Origin of the sequence: Rhizobium mesoamericanum STM3625 (genome assembly GCF_000312665.1) — a bacterium.
Taxonomy (GTDB): Bacteria; Pseudomonadota; Alphaproteobacteria; order Rhizobiales; family Rhizobiaceae; genus Rhizobium; species Rhizobium mesoamericanum.
Window position 1 is genome coordinate 1,545,037 of the sequence record NZ_HF536772.1, and the last position, 15,785, is coordinate 1,560,821.

The window sequence follows — 15,785 nt, forward strand, 5'->3', positions numbered from 1 at the left end:
TGACTTGGCTATTTCACCTCCGAGTGATCTGGTCCTGGATGTTGTCAAAGCTGCAGACCCGCTCGAGGTCCAGGCGGCCCAGGACAAACTGAAGGCAAACCAGGCCGCTTTTGCCGCCAACAGTCTCGCCGAGGCCGGCAAGGGCTTCACGTCGGCCGTCGATATTCTCGATCGCGCCGTCGGCAAGACCGGTCTGAGCGACAGCAAGAACCGCAGCATCAAGACAGAAGAGGTGCCCGAAACTTACCGCAAGTTTGAGGCGATGGTTCTGCAGAATTTCATCAAAAACATGCTGCCGAATGACAGCGAAGATGTGTACGGCAAGGGCGCCACTGGTGACATCTGGAAAGGCATGATGGCCGAGCAGCTCGGCAGCGAGATTTCGAAGGGCGAGGGCATCGGCATTGCCAAGCAGCTCTATCACGATGCGCTGAAGAAGCAGGAAGGCAAGGTCGCCAACGCCTCCACTGATCAGGACGATCGCAATATGGCGATGAGCATGATCGACGAATTCCAGCGCAAGACATTCGGTACACCAACTGCGGACAACAAATCCGCCCATGACGCCTGAGAGAATCGAGGACAAAAATGGAAATAATCTCGAACGACTACCGCATCAAATCGGTTCTTGGACGCCTTGAAATGATCATCGACAATGAAAACACGCGTATCGGCAGCGATCCGCAGTTCGATCTCAAGGTGTCAAACGCCCACAAGAGCCGCTGCCTCTATGAGCTGTCGATGCTCTTCCGCGACACTGATCCGAAAGAGCTGGCGGCCACGCACCTCGAGCAGCTGCACGGGCTGAAGAAGAAGCTTGTTCTGAACGCACGGCGTGTCGAAGCGCACCTCGAGGCGGTCCGCACTGTTGCCGATCTCCTGAAGAATGCTGTCCAGGATGCGGATGCTGACGGCACTTATTCCCAAGAGCAATTCGTGACTCGTGACGCTTGATGATAAAGCTCGTTCTGACAGGTGTCTGGGTTTGCATAATCACGCTGGCATCGGTGTATTTCTCGGTGCATATGGCAACGGCACCTGCGCCGGCTCCTGATGATTCCAAGCAAAGCCAGCTCGAACTTGTGAAGGGCGAGACGATCACCGTGCCGATCATTGCCGATGGCGCCGTTACCGGCTACTTCATCGGCAAGATATCGTTCATGATGAACAAGGATGCGGCGAAGAACGTGTCCTTGCCCCTAACGGAAATGACGACCGATGAGCTTTTCACGTTGCTCGTCGGCAGCAAGATGGTCGACATCTCCAACATGAAATCCTTCGATCCAAATGCTTTCAGGGAGATGATCAAGAAGGACATCAACCAGCATCTCGGCGGAGACTATATCGACCAGGTCATGCTTGAGCAGCTCGACTATCTTTCCAAGGAGGAGGTGAAGGCGAACGCTTCCGGGCAGCAGAAGAAGACCGCTAAGCCCGTCAACGTCATCACTCCCGCTCCAGTAACGGACAAGGCTGCAACGGAGTAGATCAGATTTGCTTGAAGCGGCGCCATCGGCGCCATTTTTCTTCTGTTCGCGGCCGTCGATGGTTAACAATTCCTTCGATTTCGGCAGGGAATTCAAGCGGAATTTCTAACAGATAGTTGAAATCGCGCTGCTACAAGTCCTCGCGATGGGCTGGCTCTGCACCGGCATTCCGATTCCGGAATTCTTTTCATGCGCTCCCAGGCGAACGCGATCGGTCGATGCTCAATCGTCTGGTGCGGCGATGTGATCTGTTCTGGGATGCATGCAGCATGAAACACTATCGTCAGGAAGCCGGCATGAATCTGATCGCGAATTTCGCGGTCCTCTCCTCACGTCGCGCGATTTTCGATCTATCCGTCTGCGATCTTGGCTGGGATGACGCGCTGGTGTTCATCAATGAACTCCTGTCGATACCGGTCGGGCAGACATCCATCTCATTCGTCAACGCGCGCAAAATGTTGCTGTCGCTGCGCGACAGCGAATACCACGCGGTCCTTGCACAGAATCTGTTGCTTCCCCATGGTCCAGGTCTCGACTTTGCGTCGAAAGTTGCTCACGGATCGCCATTCCCTACAAGCCTGAAGGCAGTCGATTTCGTGCCGGCGCTGCTGACTTACATGGAGGTGCCGCGGCGCATCGGCCTGATCGGCGGCGCACCGGAGGCGGTCAGGACGACAGCGGCAACCTTCCGGCGGCACGCTCCGTGGCATGAATTCATCATCATTTCCGACGGTTTTTCCGACGTGGCAGACAAATCGCCGATTGTCAAAGACATTGATCGGCACGGGCTCGATCTATTGATCGTTGGAGCGAGCACGGCGTCCGAAGAAAAATGGATCCACAAGAACATCCGGGTGGATCATGCCCGGCTTGTGCTTGCTGTCGGCAACCTCTTTGATGTCGTGGGGGCTACAGTGGACCACGTGCCCAAGCTTCGGCGGTTGATCGGGCTCCGCTTCAGCTATCGCGGGATGCAGGACTCAACGCGCCGGGGTCTGCAGTACACCCTCGGCTTCGCAGCTTTCCTCTACCACGTACTCCAACACGGCGCCACGCGCCGCAAGCGGATACTCCGCCGGTTAGTGTAATTACGTCGGTTAACCATTTCTTTGCTGTGAACATTTAGGGTTGCTTAACCATCCGCAGCCGCGGGCGGCTCGACCGTTCATACGCATGAGATGCCGATGTACGACAACAACCCGAAAAGCCAGGGTTTCCTCCGGCCCCCGACCGCACGGCGCGACCGTATCGCGACGGCATCCAAGGTCGCGGCGATGCCGGCGGCGGAAGCAAACCTGCTGGGCGTGATCGAGCGGGCGCTTGAGCAGCAGCGAGCCAGCCTTGCCACTGCACCTAAAGCGGAGCCGCTTGTCAGTCGTATCGAGACAATCTTGGGCAAGAGGATTGAGGCCGCAAACGATGTCGCGGCCGCCGTTGTCGAAACGCCGCCAGTTACCCAAGCTTTCGTGGTCGGGTCTTCAGAGGTCGCCGCGAATCTGAACGATATGACATCCGCTAACAAGGAACGAACGGCTAAATCAGGGCGTTTGAAGTCTCTTACCATAGTAGGCCTTATCTGTGCGCTGGGCGCAGCGAGCGGTAGTCTGATCCCCGCCGAGCGGACCCGCTACAGCGCGGAAGGAATGTTCGCCGTTCAAGATGCCGGCCAGGACCGTTCTGTAGCGACGAAAGCGGCCGAAGGGACGCTTTCGTCGTCCCACACAATCGCTTCAACCGTTGCGGAGTTGAAACTGGATCGGGACCCAGAGTTTTCCGGTGTTTCGTCCGACCCATTCTTGGTGGCTTTCGACTTGTTATCGACCGATGGCACAGCTGCCGACCCCGTTTCACGTGCGGAAGCTTCGCTCGGCTCCGCAATTGATATCACGGCGGATCCTCATGCCGGCACGATCGATTTCAAGGTTACAACTGGCAGCGCGGAGAAATCCGGGCGCATTGCTGGCTACCTCGCGTCAGTCATGACGGGAACAGGGGCCGCAGCGTCGGCCGAAAGCGGATCGCTGAAAAAGGCGGCCGACGCAGCGCAGCTCGAGCTTGCCGCCTTCACACAAATGAGCGGCGAGGGCAACGTGAAGGTGGCGACTGATCTGCAGCAACAGATCGCAAGCATTGATGCGGAATTGAAGGCGGCTGACCAACGTACTGTTGCTGCCCAAGACAAGGCCGGCCGCCTTAAGGCGGCCAAGGTCGGCGATGTCCTTGCCGGCTCGCTGGATGCCGATCTTATGTCGCCTACACTCGTCGACCGCCGAGACCAATATGTCGCCGCGCACCTGTCTCTTTCGCAACTATCCGCCAATCTCGGTCCTCGCCATCCCCGGCTGCAGGCACAGCAGGCAGAGGTGGACGGCCTGCGCGACGCCATCGGTGGCGAGCTCGGTCAGCTGGTGCGCGAAGCCAATGACGAAATGAACTCGGTGACCGTCGACAGACGGGCGCTAAATGACCGCCGCAATGCGCTTGTCGCGCAGAGCAGGGACACCGGTGTGGATTTGGCAAAGCTGACCGAACTCCGTGACAAGGCGAGTGCGGCGCGCTCACGCCTGGAGGATGCAATCACTACCGCAGGCGTGCCCTCAGGCATCGGCAGCGTGCAGTTGCAGAAGGCGGTACGGATCGCCGCAGTGCCGTCGAACCAGGGTTGGTTTTCGTCTCTGCTCGGCGCTTTTGCGGGACTTGCATTTGGCCTCGGGGTCATCTCTGCCAAGTCGCGCTCCACGCGTGCCGCGTCAGCAAGGAAGGAACCGTCGCTGCGCACTCTGGCATCCGAGACAGCATCATCGGCGGAGGAACTCGCCGACACACCGCAGGAGGTGAACGCCATCCTTGCGGAGCTCGCCGCCATGCGCGACAGACTGCGGATCCGCTCGGCAATGTCCTGAGTGTGCTGTGACACGATTGTTCTTGCATTTGCCATTTTAGGCAGGATAGGGCGTGGACAGGCAAATCGCGCTGGGCGCCACCGGCTAGAATGGGCCAAAGCAAGGGCAGGAGACAGTCGTGACGACAGTGATCGATGGCAAACAGGTCGCAGCTTCGGTAATTGAAACCGTGAAGGCAGCGACATCCGCGCTAGACAAGCAGAGCGGCGTCAAGACCGGCCTTGCGGTCGTGATCGTCGGCGACGACCCGGCCAGCCATGCCTACGTCAATTCCAAAAGCAAGATGGCGAAGGAATGTGGGTTCAAATCCGTCCAGCACACCTTGTCGGGCGACACGACGCAAGAAGAGCTGTCCGCTCTGGTTAACTCACTGAACCAGGATCCTTCGATCCACGGCATCCTCGTCCAGCTGCCGCTGCCAAAGCATCTGAAGTCCGAACCGATCATTCAATCGATCCTGCCGGAAAAGGATGTCGACGGCCTGCACGTCGTCAATGCCGGTAAGCTTGCGACCGGTGACCTTGAAACGGGCCTCGTCTCCTGCACCCCCGCTGGCGCGATGGTCTTCGTGCGTCGCACGCACGGCGAAGATCTCTCTGGCCTGAATGCCGTGGTGATCGGCCGCTCGAACCTGTTCGGTAAGCCGATGGCGCAGTTGCTGCTCAATGCCAATGCAACGGTGACCATCGCTCACTCGCGCACCAAGGATCTGCCGGCGGTCTGCCGCAACGCGGATATCCTGGTTGCTGCCGTCGGACGCCCGGAGATGGTCAAGAGCGATTGGGTCAAGCCCGGGGCCACTGTCATCGATGTCGGCATCAACCGCGTTCCGGCTCCCGAGAAGGGCGAAGGCAAGACGCGCCTCGTCGGCGACGTCGCTTTTGACGACGCCGCGAAAATCGCGTCCGTCATTACGCCGGTCCCAGGCGGGGTAGGGCCGATGACGATCGCGATGCTGATGGCCAACACCGTGATCGCCGCGCATCGTACGGCCGGTCAAACGCCGCCCAAGTTCTGATCTGGCCGCGGGGCCGGCCCTGTGGAGGACCTGACGATCAGTTCGGTTTTCCAGAGTTCCTGCTCCGGATATGGCCCATCCTGCTTCACCGTGCCAATGAGCCGTTGGGCGATGCGCACGCCCGCGGCCCGCAACGATGACCGCGTCGTCGTCAGCGGCACCGAGAAGTTCTCTGGTTTCAGATGAGGCAGGACGTCATCATGCGCAATCAGCGAGATGTCCTCCCCGAGCTTCAGCCCGGCCTGATTGACGGCGCGGATCGCACCGAGCGCCAGAACCGTACTGGAGCAGAGGATCGCCGTTGGACACTCCGGCATCTGCAGAAAACGTTCCATCGCAGCCTGACCTAGTTCGTCCGTCATCGCCGAGTGGCTCACGCAGTCTTCAGGAAGCGAAAGCCCTCGCTCGGAGAGCGCTGAGACAAGGCCATTCTTGCGGCGGATGGCAAAGTCGAGATGCCCCGGCCCGTTGAGCAGGGCAAAGCGCGTATGGCCGAGCTGAAGCAGCAGTCTTGCAGCATCGTAAAAAGCCGCCTCGTTGTCGATGTCGAGGTAGGGATAGTCGGGCTCGGAACCGATGGAGCGACCGTGCACGAGGAATGGCATGGAAAGCGACTTCAGCATCGGCAGCCGCGGATCATGGCCGCGCATATAGGCCACGAACAGCGCATCGACATTACCACTGATCGCAAGGCGCCTGAGCGCCCCGACCTCGTCGTTCGGATCGGCAGGCATGATTACGAAATGAAAATCGTGGCGAACCGCTTCCTCGCCCAGCCCTGTCAGAAACTCACCGAAATGCACGTCGGAATAGTGATCAGGAGCCGTTGGCATGACGAGCCCGATCGAGCCGGCCTTGCCGGTCGCAAGCCGCTGTGCCGCCTTGTTCGGACGGTAGCCGGTCTCCTTCACGGCTTGCAGCACGCGCTCGCGCGTAGCCTCATTGACTTCGGGATAGCCGTTCAATGCGCGGCTCACCGTTGTCTGTGACAGACCAAGCAATTCCGATAGCTGTTTCAAATTCACGTGTTATGCTTCCTCCGCTCGCATTGGGTGCCAGCTCCCAATGGCTCCCAAAGCGCTTTCAATTATGTAGCAGTTGCCTTGCTTGACTCAAGAAAAATCGCTCCATATTTCCAGGGTATGGCGGCGGGGCATCGGGATAAAGGGCGGCGTGGCCGCGCTTTTTGCGAAATAGCTTGACTCCTTTCTGCCGAAAGTGAAATGAGTGCGTTTGTCAAAGCGCTTTGGAACAGGGTAATTAGTTTCAAGGTGCGGCTGGGATTGTGATGGGAGGTTGATCACATGAGAAACACTTTTTTGATGGGCGTTGCTGCGGCGGCGCTTCTTGCCGCCGGTGCCGCGTCGGCTGCCGATCTGAAGTTCGCCCCCGGGCAGGATTCGAAGTTCAATTGGAAGAGCTACGACGATTTCAAGTCTGCTCATTCCGATCTGAAGGGCGAGCAGATGACCATCTTCGGGCCTTGGCGCGGTGAAGATGAAGCCTTCTTCCGCAGCATCCTGGCCTATTTCACCGAAGCCACTGGCGTAGATGCCAAGTACTCCTCTTCGGAAAACTACGAACAGCAGATCGTCATCGACACGCAGGCTGGCTCGCCGCCGAACGTCGCGATCCTGCCGCAGCCGGGTCTTCTGGCGGATCTCGCAAGCAAGGGCTTCCTGACCCCGCTTGGTGAAGAGAACTCGAAGTGGATCAAGGACAACTACGGCGCCGGCGACAGCTGGGTCGGCTATGGCACCTACAAGGGCAAGGACGGCAAGGAAGCCTTCTATGCGTTCCCATACAAGGCCGATGTGAAGTCGCTGGTGTGGTATGTGCCTGAGAATTTCAAGGAAGCAGGCTACAAGGTCCCGACGACCATGGAAGAACTGCACGCACTGACGGACCAGATCGTCAAGGACGGCGGCGTGCCGTGGTGCATTGGCCTCGGTTCCGGTGGTGCAACGGGCTGGCCGGCAACGGACTGGATCGAAGATATCATGCTTCGCCAGCAAAAGCCTGACGTCTATGACAAGTGGACCACCAACGAGGTGAAGTTCACGGATCCGGCCGTCGTCGCTGCGATCGAGGAATTCGGTTCGTTCGCCAAGAACGAGAAGTATGTAAGCGGTGGCGTTGCGGCAGTTGCTGCGACAGACTTCCGCGACAGCCCGAAGGGTCTCTTCGGCGTGCCCCCGAAGTGCTACCTACACCATCAGGCTTCGTTCATTCCGTCCTTTTTCCCTGAAGGCACGAAGCTCGGTCAGGATGCCGACTTCTTCTACATGCCGACCTATGCAGCGCATGCCGACCTCGGCAAGCCGGTTCTCGGTGCTGGTACGCTCGTAACCATCACCAAGGATTCCAAGGCAGCCCGCGCTTTCGTCGAGTTCCTGAAGACGCCGATCGCACATGAAGTCTGGATGGCGCAGTCAAGCTTCCTGACGCCGTACAAGGGCGTCAACACGGCGGCTTACGCCAACGACCAGATGAAGAAGGAAGGCGAGATCCTGACGACCGCGACCACCTTCCGCTTCGACGGTTCCGACCTGATGCCTGGCAAGATCGGTGCAGGCGCATTCTGGACCGGCATGGTCGATTTCGTTGGTGGCAAGTCCGCAGAGGAAACTGCCAAGGAAATCCAGGGTGCCTGGGATGCCATCAAGTAACATCGCCTGACAGTCATGCCGTCGGCAATAACGGCATGATTGAAATGCAGGGCCGGATACTGTGAGTGTCCGGCCGCTGTTGCCTGCCGCGTCAAGAGTGATGGGCGAAGTGACGACGATCGATGCGCGAACCCGTTAGGATTGACCGGGTCGCAGGGGAGGAGGGACGAATGCTGTCGCAGATAGTTTCCGCTTTGGGGGTCGTGGTCGTGGCGGTCTTCGCCTGCTCGGCCTACTTCTATTTCTCGAACAAGATCTTGGATTGGTCGCTGCCGGTGAAGCATGGCGACATCCATTTCGCAGCGCGCAACCTGAACCGCCGGGCGATGATCCGGCCGTGGCTGTTCATCGGGCCTGCACTTTTTCTTCTGGTCGTCTACCTCGTTTATCCCGTGGTCGCGACGCTGATCCTATCGTTTTACGATCGCTCCGGCGAGCAATTCGTCGGCTTTGCGAATTATCAGTGGGCTTTCACCGATCGCGAATTCCGTCAGTCGATCTTCAACAACATCCTCTGGCTGGCTGTGGTGCCTGCGGCCTGCACATTCTTCGGCCTTGTCATCGCAGTCATGACCGACCGTATCTGGTGGGGCAACATCGCCAAGAGCATTGTCTTCATGCCGATGGCGATTTCCTTTGTCGGCGCATCCGTCATCTGGAAGTTTATTTACGAATATCGAGGCGGCAACGATGTTCAGATCGGCCTCCTCAACGCCATCGTCCAATTGTTCGGCGGCACGCCGCAGGTGTGGATCTCGCTACCCTTCTGGAACAATTTTTTCCTGATGGTTATCCTCATCTGGATCCAGACCGGCTTCGCCATGGTGATCCTGTCGGCTGCACTGCGCGGTATCCCTGAGGAAACCATCGAGGCTGCAGTCATCGATGGCGCCAATGGCTGGCAGATCTTTTGGCGTATCATGGTGCCCCAGGTCTGGGGTACGATCGCCGTCGTCTGGACGACGATCACCATTCTCGTTCTCAAGGTCTTCGACATCGTGCTGACCATGACCAATGGTCAATGGAATACGATGGTGCTTGCCAATCTCATGTTCAACTGGCTCTTCCGAGGAGGCGGCGATTCCGGTCGAAGTGCCGTCATCGCACTGATCATCATGTTGGCCGTGACGCCGATCATGGTTTGGAACGTTCGCCGCGCCAATCGCGAGCTCGGAGGCCATTGAAATGACGCTCACCAGAGATTTCTTCAAGATCGGCCCCGCCCGCCTGTTTGTGCACTTCGTAGTCCTCGTAATTGTCATCGTCTGGCTAATCCCGACGCTCGGCATCTTCATCAGCTCCCTGCGAGACAAGGATCAGCTCGTCGTTTCCGGCTGGTGGACGGCCTTTGCGGGCTCGTCGCGAACCGTTGCCGTGCGTCTTGGACAGCCTGACCAGCAAAAGCAGGAAGGCGCCCTCTACGTGATCTCAGGCAATGTGCTGGAGGGCCAGCAGGGCCGCTCGGTGCGGGCCTTCGGAACGCGCGTCCAGCAGCCGTCCGCGTACAAGGCTGGCGAGACGGCCGACCTTGGCGATGGCGTGTCGCTGACCATCAGCGACGACGGCAGCTACCGCTACATGAAGAACGCTGCCTTTGGGCCCGATGACGGTGGCCGGCGTGTCTATATTTCGGTTTCCACGCCGCCGCAGTTTACCCTGCAGAACTACAAGACGGTTTTGACAGGCGAGGGGATCGGCCAGTCCTTCATCAATTCGCTGACCGTCACCATCCCCGCAACGATCATCCCGATCCTCATTGCGGCTTTTGCCGCCTATGCGCTGAGCTGGATGGAATTCCCGGGCCGCGCGCTGCTCATTGCCCTCGTCGTCGGCCTCATCGTCGTGCCGCTGCAGATGTCGTTGATCCCGTTGCTGCGGCTTTACAACGGCATTGGTTCGCTGCTCGACGCTCCGTCGAAAACCTATCCCGGAATATGGTTCGCACACACTGCCTTCGGCATGCCGCTGGCCATCTATTTGCTGCGCGCCTATATCGCCGGGCTGCCTAAGGAGATCATCGAATCCGCCCGTGTCGATGGCGCCAGTGATTTCGAAATCTTTACCCGTATCGTACTGCCCTTGTCCTTCCCCGCGCTCGCGTCCTTCGCGATCTTCCAGTTCCTGTGGGTGTGGAACGACCTGCTTGTCGCCATGGTCTTCCTCGGTACCGACAGGGACCATCTCGTGCTGACCGGCGCCCTGAACGCGCTGCTCGGGTCGCGTGGTGGCAACTGGGAAATCCTGACGGCCTCGGCCTTCGTCACCATTGTCGTACCGCTGCTCGTATTCTTTGGCTTGCAGCGCTATCTGGTGCGCGGTCTGCTCGCAGGCTCGGTCAAGGGCGGTTAGCAACCCCAAGAGCATCCAACAGGAAACACGAGCATGGCATCCCAATCCATTTTGACGGCCGACAAGGACTGGTGGCGCGGCGCGGTGATCTATCAGATTTACCCGCGCTCATATCAGGACTCCAACGGCGACGGCATCGGTGATCTCAAGGGCATCACCGCCCGCCTGCCGCATGTGGCAAGCCTCGGCGCCGACGCGATCTGGATTTCGCCCTTCTTCACCTCGCCGATGCGCGATTTCGGCTACGACGTCTCAGACTACGAAAACGTCGATGCCATTTTCGGCACGCTGGTGGATTTTGATACGATGATATCCGAGGCGCATCGCCTCGGTATCCGCGTGATGATCGATCTCGTCATCTCGCACAGCTCAGACCAGCATCCCTGGTTCGTGGAGAGTCGCTCCAGCAAGACCAACGCCAAGGCGGACTGGTATGTCTGGGCCGATTCCAAGCCAGACGGCACGCCGCCGAACAATTGGCTGTCGATCTTCGGCGGTTCCGCATGGGCGTGGGATCCGACTCGCATGCAGTACTACATGCACAACTTCCTGACCTCGCAGCCGGACATGAACCTGCACAATCCCGAGGTTCAGGACCGGCTGCTGGATGTCGTCCGCTTCTGGCTGAAGCGCGGCGTCGACGGCTTCCGTCTCGATACGATCAATTTCTACTTCCATGACAAGGAACTTCGCGACAATCCGGCTCTCGCACCCGAGCGGCGCAACGCGTCGACGGCTCCGGCAGTCAATCCCTATAACTTCCAGGAGCATATCTACGACAAGAACCGTCCGGAGAACCTGGTATTCCTGAAGCGGTTCCGCGCCGTGCTCGAGGAGTTTCCGGCAATCGCCGCGGTCGGCGAAGTCGGCGACAGCCAACGCGGTCTTGAGATCGTTGGTGAATACACATCCGGCAACGACAAGATGCACATGTGCTATGCCTTCGAGTTTCTGGCCCCCGACCCCCTTTCTCCCGAACGTGTCGAGGAGGTGATGGAAGACTTTGCGGCGGCTGCGCCGGATGGCTGGGCCTGCTGGGCATTCTCCAACCACGATGTCATGCGCCATGTCAGCCGCTGGGGTTCGTTGGTCGCAGATCACGATGCCTTCGCCAAGCAGTATGCGTCGCTCCTGATGACGCTGCGCGGGTCCGTCTGCCTCTATCAGGGCGAGGAACTTGGTCTGACCGAAGCGGATCTTGCTTATCAGGACCTGCAGGATCCCTACGGCATCCAGTTTTGGCCCGAATTCAAGGGCCGCGATGGCTGCCGTACGCCGATGGTCTGGGACAGCCAGGTCGCCCAGGGCGGCTTCTCGACCGTCAAGCCGTGGCTGCCGGTTCCCGTCGAACACATTCTGCGCGCTGTCAGCGTCCAGCAGGGCGACGAGACCTCGGTCCTCGAGCACTATCGCCGCTTCCTCGCCTTCCGCAAGCTGCACCCGGCGTTTGCCAAGGGCGAAATCGAGTTTATGGAGCCTCAGGAGGACGTGCTAATCTTCGTGCGCGAATACGGCAACGAAAAGCTGCTCTGCGTCTTCAACATGAGCGCTGCTGAAAGCGCGGTCGTTTTGCCTGCCGGTGACTGGCAAGCGTTGACGGGCCACGGCTTCGTCAGCAATAACTATGGTGAGAAGATCGATATTCCGGCGTGGGGAGCGTATTTCGCTCGCCTTGCCTGACGATTTGAGGAGGAGGAATTAATGACTGGACTGACGCTCAAGGATATTCGCAAATCCTACGGTTCCGTGGACGTTCTTCACGGAATCGATCTGGAGATCAAGGAGGGCGAATTCGTTGTCTTCGTCGGTCCTTCGGGTTGTGGAAAATCCACCCTGTTGCGCATGATTGCCGGCCTGGAGAACATCACCGGTGGCGACATGTATATCGACGGGCAGTTGGTCAACGATGTTCCGCCCTCTAAGCGTGGCATCGCCATGGTGTTCCAGTCCTATGCGCTCTATCCGCATATGACCGTCTACGACAACATGGCCTTCGGCATGAAGATCGCAGGCGAAAGCAAACAGGAGATCGATCGCCGCGTTCGTGCCGCCGCCGAAAGCCTGCAGCTCACACGATATCTCGATCGCCTGCCGAAGGCACTCTCTGGCGGTCAGCGCCAGCGTGTCGCCATCGGCCGCGCGATATGCCGCAACCCCAAGGTCTTCCTCTTCGACGAGCCGCTATCGAACCTCGACGCAGCGCTTCGCGTTGCAACCCGCATCGAGATCGCCCGCCTGAGCGAGCAGATGGCCGGCACGACGATGATCTACGTTACCCACGACCAGGTCGAAGCGATGACGCTTGCTGATCGCATCGTCGTCCTCTCCGCCGGCAACATCGAGCAGGTAGGCGCACCGCTGGAACTCTACGAGCGTCCCGCGAATCTCTTCGTGGCCAAGTTCATCGGCTCTCCGGCCATGAATGTCATTCCGTCGTCTATTACCGAGGCTGGTAACACGACGACGGTAACGCTGACGGGCGGCAAGTCCGTAACGCTCGACATTCCGACGTCCGCTTCAGAAAAGGGCAAGACCGCAAGCTTCGGCGTTCGTCCTGAAGATCTGCGCATTGCTGGCGCTGGCGACGATTATCTATTCGAGGGCGAAGTCTCGATCGTCGAGGCGCTCGGTGAAGTGACACTGCTCTATATCGAGGGTCTGGTGCAGGGCGAACCGATCATCGTCAAGCTGCCCGGAATTTACGATATCAAGAAGGGCCAGAAGATGCACTTCTCGGCCGACCGCTCAAAGCTGCATCTCTTTGATGCGGATGGTCGCACCTATCGCAAATAAAATCGCGTCGTTGCGACGACAAAAAATCAAGCCCGGGACGCCGCGTGTTGCCCGGGCTTTGTTATGTATCTGATCAAAAACAGAATTATCCCGGAAGATCCGCCGTCTGGTCCAATGGATATAGTGTTCCGGACCGAAACTGTTCTCACGTTCTGTTAAGCATCGCCGGCTAGTATTTCCTTATTGAATATCGAAGGGAATACAGCGGTGGCAGCATCCAATCAAATGCCTTCCGGGCACTTTCTGAACAAAGAAGAATCCTTCATGTACGACCGCGAAGTGCGGTTCAAAATGGAGGATACGATGAACGCCGCACGCATCGAATACACTGAGAAAGGCGTTATGCATATGGCGTCCCGGCGATGCGACATTATCCGCATTTCGAAGAGTACTGCTGTTCTCGCGCTTCTTACACAATACGCCCTTCCGAAGCAGTTCTATCTCGATATCCCGGATGCACGCATCACCAAGGTTGGCTGCATGCTGACGCGCGTGAATGCCAACAACACGATCGAAGTCCGCTTCCTTCGCATGCTGAACGACAAGGAACTGAATAAGATCTTCGTCTACAGCACCCACCCCGCACATCGCGATCGAGTGCTCGACATCCGCGCCTGACTTCTTGAAGCAACACAAGCCAAAGCCCACGAGCATTCTCGTGGGCTTTGTCGTTTTTCGGTCTACCTTGTCGCGGCTTAGTGGAACAGCACGCTTGCACCGCGATCCGAGGGGCCAACAGCGCGGCGGAAGGGCGCAAACAGCTCGCGTCCGAGGCCAAACTCGTTCTCGGAGAGGTCGGCGACAACGGACTCTCGTTCGGCCAGGTCCGCAGCATCGACAAGAACCTCCAGCGTGCCGGCGACAGCATCGAGGCGGATGATGTCGCCGTCCTGAATCCGCGCGATCGGACCGCCGTCGACAGCCTCAGGCGTAACGTGGATTGCTGCCGGAACTTTGCCTGACGCGCCCGACATGCGGCCATCTGTCAGAAGCGCAACGCGGAAGCCGCGGTCCTGCAGCACGCCTAGAGGCGGCGTCAGCTTGTGCAATTCCGGCATGCCGTTCGCCTTCGGTCCCTGGAAACGAACGACGGCGACGAAATCCTTGTTGAGCTTGCCTTCCTTGAAGGCGTCCTGCAGCTCCTGCTGGCTGTGGAAGACGACGGCGGGCGCTTCGATAACATGCCGGTCCTGTTTGACCGCCGAGATCTTGATGACGGCTTTGCCGAGATTGCCGCGCAGCATTTTCAAGCCGCCATTCGCCTGGAAAGGCGTTTCGATATTGGCGAGCACCTTCGGATCAACGCTCTTCTCGGGTGCGGGCTCCCGAATGATCGTTCCGTCTTCACCAAGGCGAGGATCGATGGTGTACGCCTGCAGGCCATGGCCGAAGACCGTGCGTACGTCGTCATGCACCATGCCGTGCTTGAGCAGTTCTTTGATGAGGAAGCCCATGCCGCCGGCGGCGTGGAAGTGGTTCACATCGGCAAGCCCGTTCGGATAGACACGTGCCAGCAGCGGCACGATCTCCGAAAGTTCGGCAATGTCCTGCCAGGTCAACTGAATGCCCGCCGCGCGCGCCATGGCAACGAGGTGCAGCGTGTGGTTCGTTGACCCACCGGTGGCGTGCAGGCCGACGACGCCGTTTACCACAGAGCGTTCATCGATCATCTCGCCGGCCGGCGTGAATTCATTACCCTGTGCAGTGATCGCCAGTGCACGCTTGGCAGCTTCACGCGTGAAGGCTTCGCGCAATGGCGTGCCGGGATTGATGAAGGAGGAGCCGGGCATGTGGAAGCCCATGATCTCCATTAGCATCTGGTTTGAATTCGCGGTGCCGTAGAACGTGCAGGTGCCTGGGCCGTGATAGGACTTCGATTCCGCTTCCAGAAGTTCGGCGCGCCCGACCTTGCCTTCGGCATACAGCTGGCGCACACGCGACTTTTCGTCGTTCGGCAGCCCCGAGGTCATCGGACCGGCCGGAACGAAGATCGCCGGCAGGTGCCCGAAGGAGAGTGCGGCGATGACGAGGCCGGGCACGATCTTGTCGCAGACGCCGAGGAAAAGCGCGGCATCGAACATATTGTGCGAGAGCCCCACGCCGGCAGCCATCGCGATCAGGTCGCGCGAGAACAACGAAAGCTCCATGCCAGGCTGGCCCTGCGTGACGCCGTCGCACATGGCTGGAACAGAACCAGCGACCTGCGCGATGCCGCCGGCTTCGGCGGCCGCCTGGCGAATGATCGCCGGATAGTTCTCGAACGGCTGATGCGCGGAGAGCATGTCATTGTAGGAGGTGATAATGCCGAGATTGGGAACGCGCTCGCCCGCAAGTGCCTCTTTCTCGGCGGGGGAACAGACCGCGAAGCCATGCGCGAGGTTAGCGCAACCGAGAACTGAGCGATTTACACCCTTGGATGCCGCGTTGCGCAGGCGCTCCAGGTAAAGTCCGCGCGTCGGCTTCGATCGTTCGACGATGCGGGCGGTGATCGCAGAAATGCGTGCATTAGCGGACATGGGAGGTATCCTGCCTTGGTTGCTCTTCAATTTTTCGTTCGCGTCACTCT

At 58.9% G+C, this 15,785-nt stretch carries 14 protein-coding genes; 12 read left to right on the plus strand and 2 right to left on the minus strand.

The window, feature by feature from the left end; all coding sequences use genetic code 11:
• The first annotated feature begins 4 nt into the window (after nucleotides 1-4).
• From BN77_RS07530 to folD, 6 genes are all read left to right on the plus strand, one after another.
• Nucleotides 5-571, plus strand: a complete 567-nt coding sequence (locus tag BN77_RS07530) for a rod-binding protein (RefSeq protein WP_007530143.1) — start codon at nucleotides 5-7, stop codon at nucleotides 569-571.
• Nucleotides 572-588: 17 nt separating this feature from the next.
• Nucleotides 589-954, plus strand: coding sequence for a hypothetical protein (locus BN77_RS07535; protein WP_007530146.1), 366 nt, complete (start codon nucleotides 589-591; stop codon nucleotides 952-954).
• Nucleotides 954-1,487: a membrane protein gene (locus BN77_RS07540; RefSeq protein WP_040676855.1), complete on the plus strand. Its 534-nt coding sequence runs from the start codon at nucleotides 954-956 to the stop codon at nucleotides 1,485-1,487. The genes BN77_RS07535 and BN77_RS07540 overlap by 1 nt, the downstream gene beginning before the upstream one ends.
• 269 nt (nucleotides 1,488-1,756) lie before the next feature.
• On the plus strand, nucleotides 1,757-2,575 hold the full coding sequence (locus tag BN77_RS07545; RefSeq protein WP_007530150.1) for a WecB/TagA/CpsF family glycosyltransferase: 819 nt from the start codon (nucleotides 1,757-1,759) through the stop codon (nucleotides 2,573-2,575).
• 96 nt (nucleotides 2,576-2,671) lie between these two features.
• Entirely contained in the window at nucleotides 2,672-4,390 is a 1,719-nt protein-coding gene (locus BN77_RS07550; RefSeq protein WP_007530152.1) for a GumC domain-containing protein, read from the plus strand.
• A 118-nt stretch (nucleotides 4,391-4,508) separates the two neighbouring features.
• Complete coding sequence (folD, locus tag BN77_RS07555; protein WP_007530154.1) at nucleotides 4,509-5,408, plus strand: bifunctional methylenetetrahydrofolate dehydrogenase/methenyltetrahydrofolate cyclohydrolase FolD; 900 nt, start codon at nucleotides 4,509-4,511, stop codon at nucleotides 5,406-5,408.
• Here the strand turns inward: folD and BN77_RS07560 are convergent.
• A complete protein-coding gene (locus tag BN77_RS07560) occupies nucleotides 5,387-6,433 on the minus strand; it encodes a LacI family DNA-binding transcriptional regulator (protein WP_007530156.1) in 1,047 nt (348 codons plus the stop codon). The genes folD and BN77_RS07560 overlap by 22 nt on opposite strands.
• 279 nt (nucleotides 6,434-6,712) lie before the next feature.
• On the opposite strand from BN77_RS07560, the gene BN77_RS07565 reads away from it, so the two are divergent.
• The 6 genes from BN77_RS07565 to BN77_RS07590 all read left to right on the plus strand — a co-directional run bounded on the left by BN77_RS07565 (nucleotide 6,713) and on the right by BN77_RS07590 (nucleotide 13,837).
• A complete protein-coding gene (locus tag BN77_RS07565) occupies nucleotides 6,713-8,077 on the plus strand; it encodes an ABC transporter substrate-binding protein (RefSeq protein WP_007530158.1) in 1,365 nt (454 codons plus the stop codon).
• A 170-nt stretch (nucleotides 8,078-8,247) separates the two neighbouring features.
• Nucleotides 8,248-9,261, plus strand: a complete 1,014-nt coding sequence (locus BN77_RS07570) for a carbohydrate ABC transporter permease (protein WP_007530160.1) — start codon at nucleotides 8,248-8,250, stop codon at nucleotides 9,259-9,261.
• Between the two features lies 1 nt (nucleotide 9,262).
• Nucleotides 9,263-10,426, plus strand: coding sequence for a carbohydrate ABC transporter permease (locus BN77_RS07575; protein ID WP_007530162.1), 1,164 nt, complete (start codon nucleotides 9,263-9,265; stop codon nucleotides 10,424-10,426).
• 33 nt (nucleotides 10,427-10,459) lie between these two features.
• Nucleotides 10,460-12,106: a beta-galactosidase BglA gene (bglA, locus tag BN77_RS07580; RefSeq protein WP_007530164.1), complete on the plus strand. Its 1,647-nt coding sequence runs from the start codon at nucleotides 10,460-10,462 to the stop codon at nucleotides 12,104-12,106.
• A gap of 21 nt (nucleotides 12,107-12,127) precedes the next feature.
• Nucleotides 12,128-13,219 carry an ABC transporter ATP-binding protein gene (locus tag BN77_RS07585; RefSeq protein ID WP_007530166.1) on the plus strand — a complete coding sequence of 364 codons (1,092 nt, stop codon included), beginning with the start codon at nucleotides 12,128-12,130 and terminating at the stop codon, nucleotides 13,217-13,219.
• A 264-nt stretch (nucleotides 13,220-13,483) separates the two neighbouring features.
• Nucleotides 13,484-13,837 (plus strand): hypothetical protein, encoded by a 354-nt coding sequence (locus BN77_RS07590; RefSeq protein WP_037139258.1) that lies wholly within the window; start codon nucleotides 13,484-13,486, stop codon nucleotides 13,835-13,837.
• A gap of 77 nt (nucleotides 13,838-13,914) precedes the next feature.
• Here BN77_RS07590 and edd read toward each other — a convergent pair whose 3' ends face one another.
• Nucleotides 13,915-15,735, minus strand: a complete 1,821-nt coding sequence (gene edd, locus BN77_RS07595; RefSeq protein WP_007530172.1) for a phosphogluconate dehydratase — start codon at nucleotides 15,733-15,735, stop codon at nucleotides 13,915-13,917.
• Nucleotides 15,736-15,785: the final 50 nt, after the last annotated feature.

Coding starts and splice junctions, on each gene's coding strand:
- BN77_RS07545 (WP_007530150.1), top strand. CDS start 1,757: ATGAAACACTATCGTCAGGAAGCCGGCATGAATCTGATCGCGAATTTC.
- BN77_RS07585 (WP_007530166.1), top strand. CDS start 12,128: ATGACTGGACTGACGCTCAAGGATATTCGCAAATCCTACGGTTCCGTG.
- BN77_RS07575 (WP_007530162.1), top strand. CDS start 9,263: ATGACGCTCACCAGAGATTTCTTCAAGATCGGCCCCGCCCGCCTGTTT.
- BN77_RS07570 (WP_007530160.1), top strand. CDS start 8,248: ATGCTGTCGCAGATAGTTTCCGCTTTGGGGGTCGTGGTCGTGGCGGTC.
- BN77_RS07535 (WP_007530146.1), top strand. CDS start 589: ATGGAAATAATCTCGAACGACTACCGCATCAAATCGGTTCTTGGACGC.
- edd (WP_007530172.1), bottom strand. CDS start 15,735: ATGTCCGCTAATGCACGCATTTCTGCGATCACCGCCCGCATCGTCGAA.
- BN77_RS07565 (WP_007530158.1), top strand. CDS start 6,713: ATGAGAAACACTTTTTTGATGGGCGTTGCTGCGGCGGCGCTTCTTGCC.
- BN77_RS07550 (WP_007530152.1), top strand. CDS start 2,672: ATGTACGACAACAACCCGAAAAGCCAGGGTTTCCTCCGGCCCCCGACC.
- BN77_RS07540 (WP_040676855.1), top strand. CDS start 954: ATGATAAAGCTCGTTCTGACAGGTGTCTGGGTTTGCATAATCACGCTG.
- BN77_RS07590 (WP_037139258.1), top strand. CDS start 13,484: ATGTACGACCGCGAAGTGCGGTTCAAAATGGAGGATACGATGAACGCC.
- bglA (WP_007530164.1), top strand. CDS start 10,460: ATGGCATCCCAATCCATTTTGACGGCCGACAAGGACTGGTGGCGCGGC.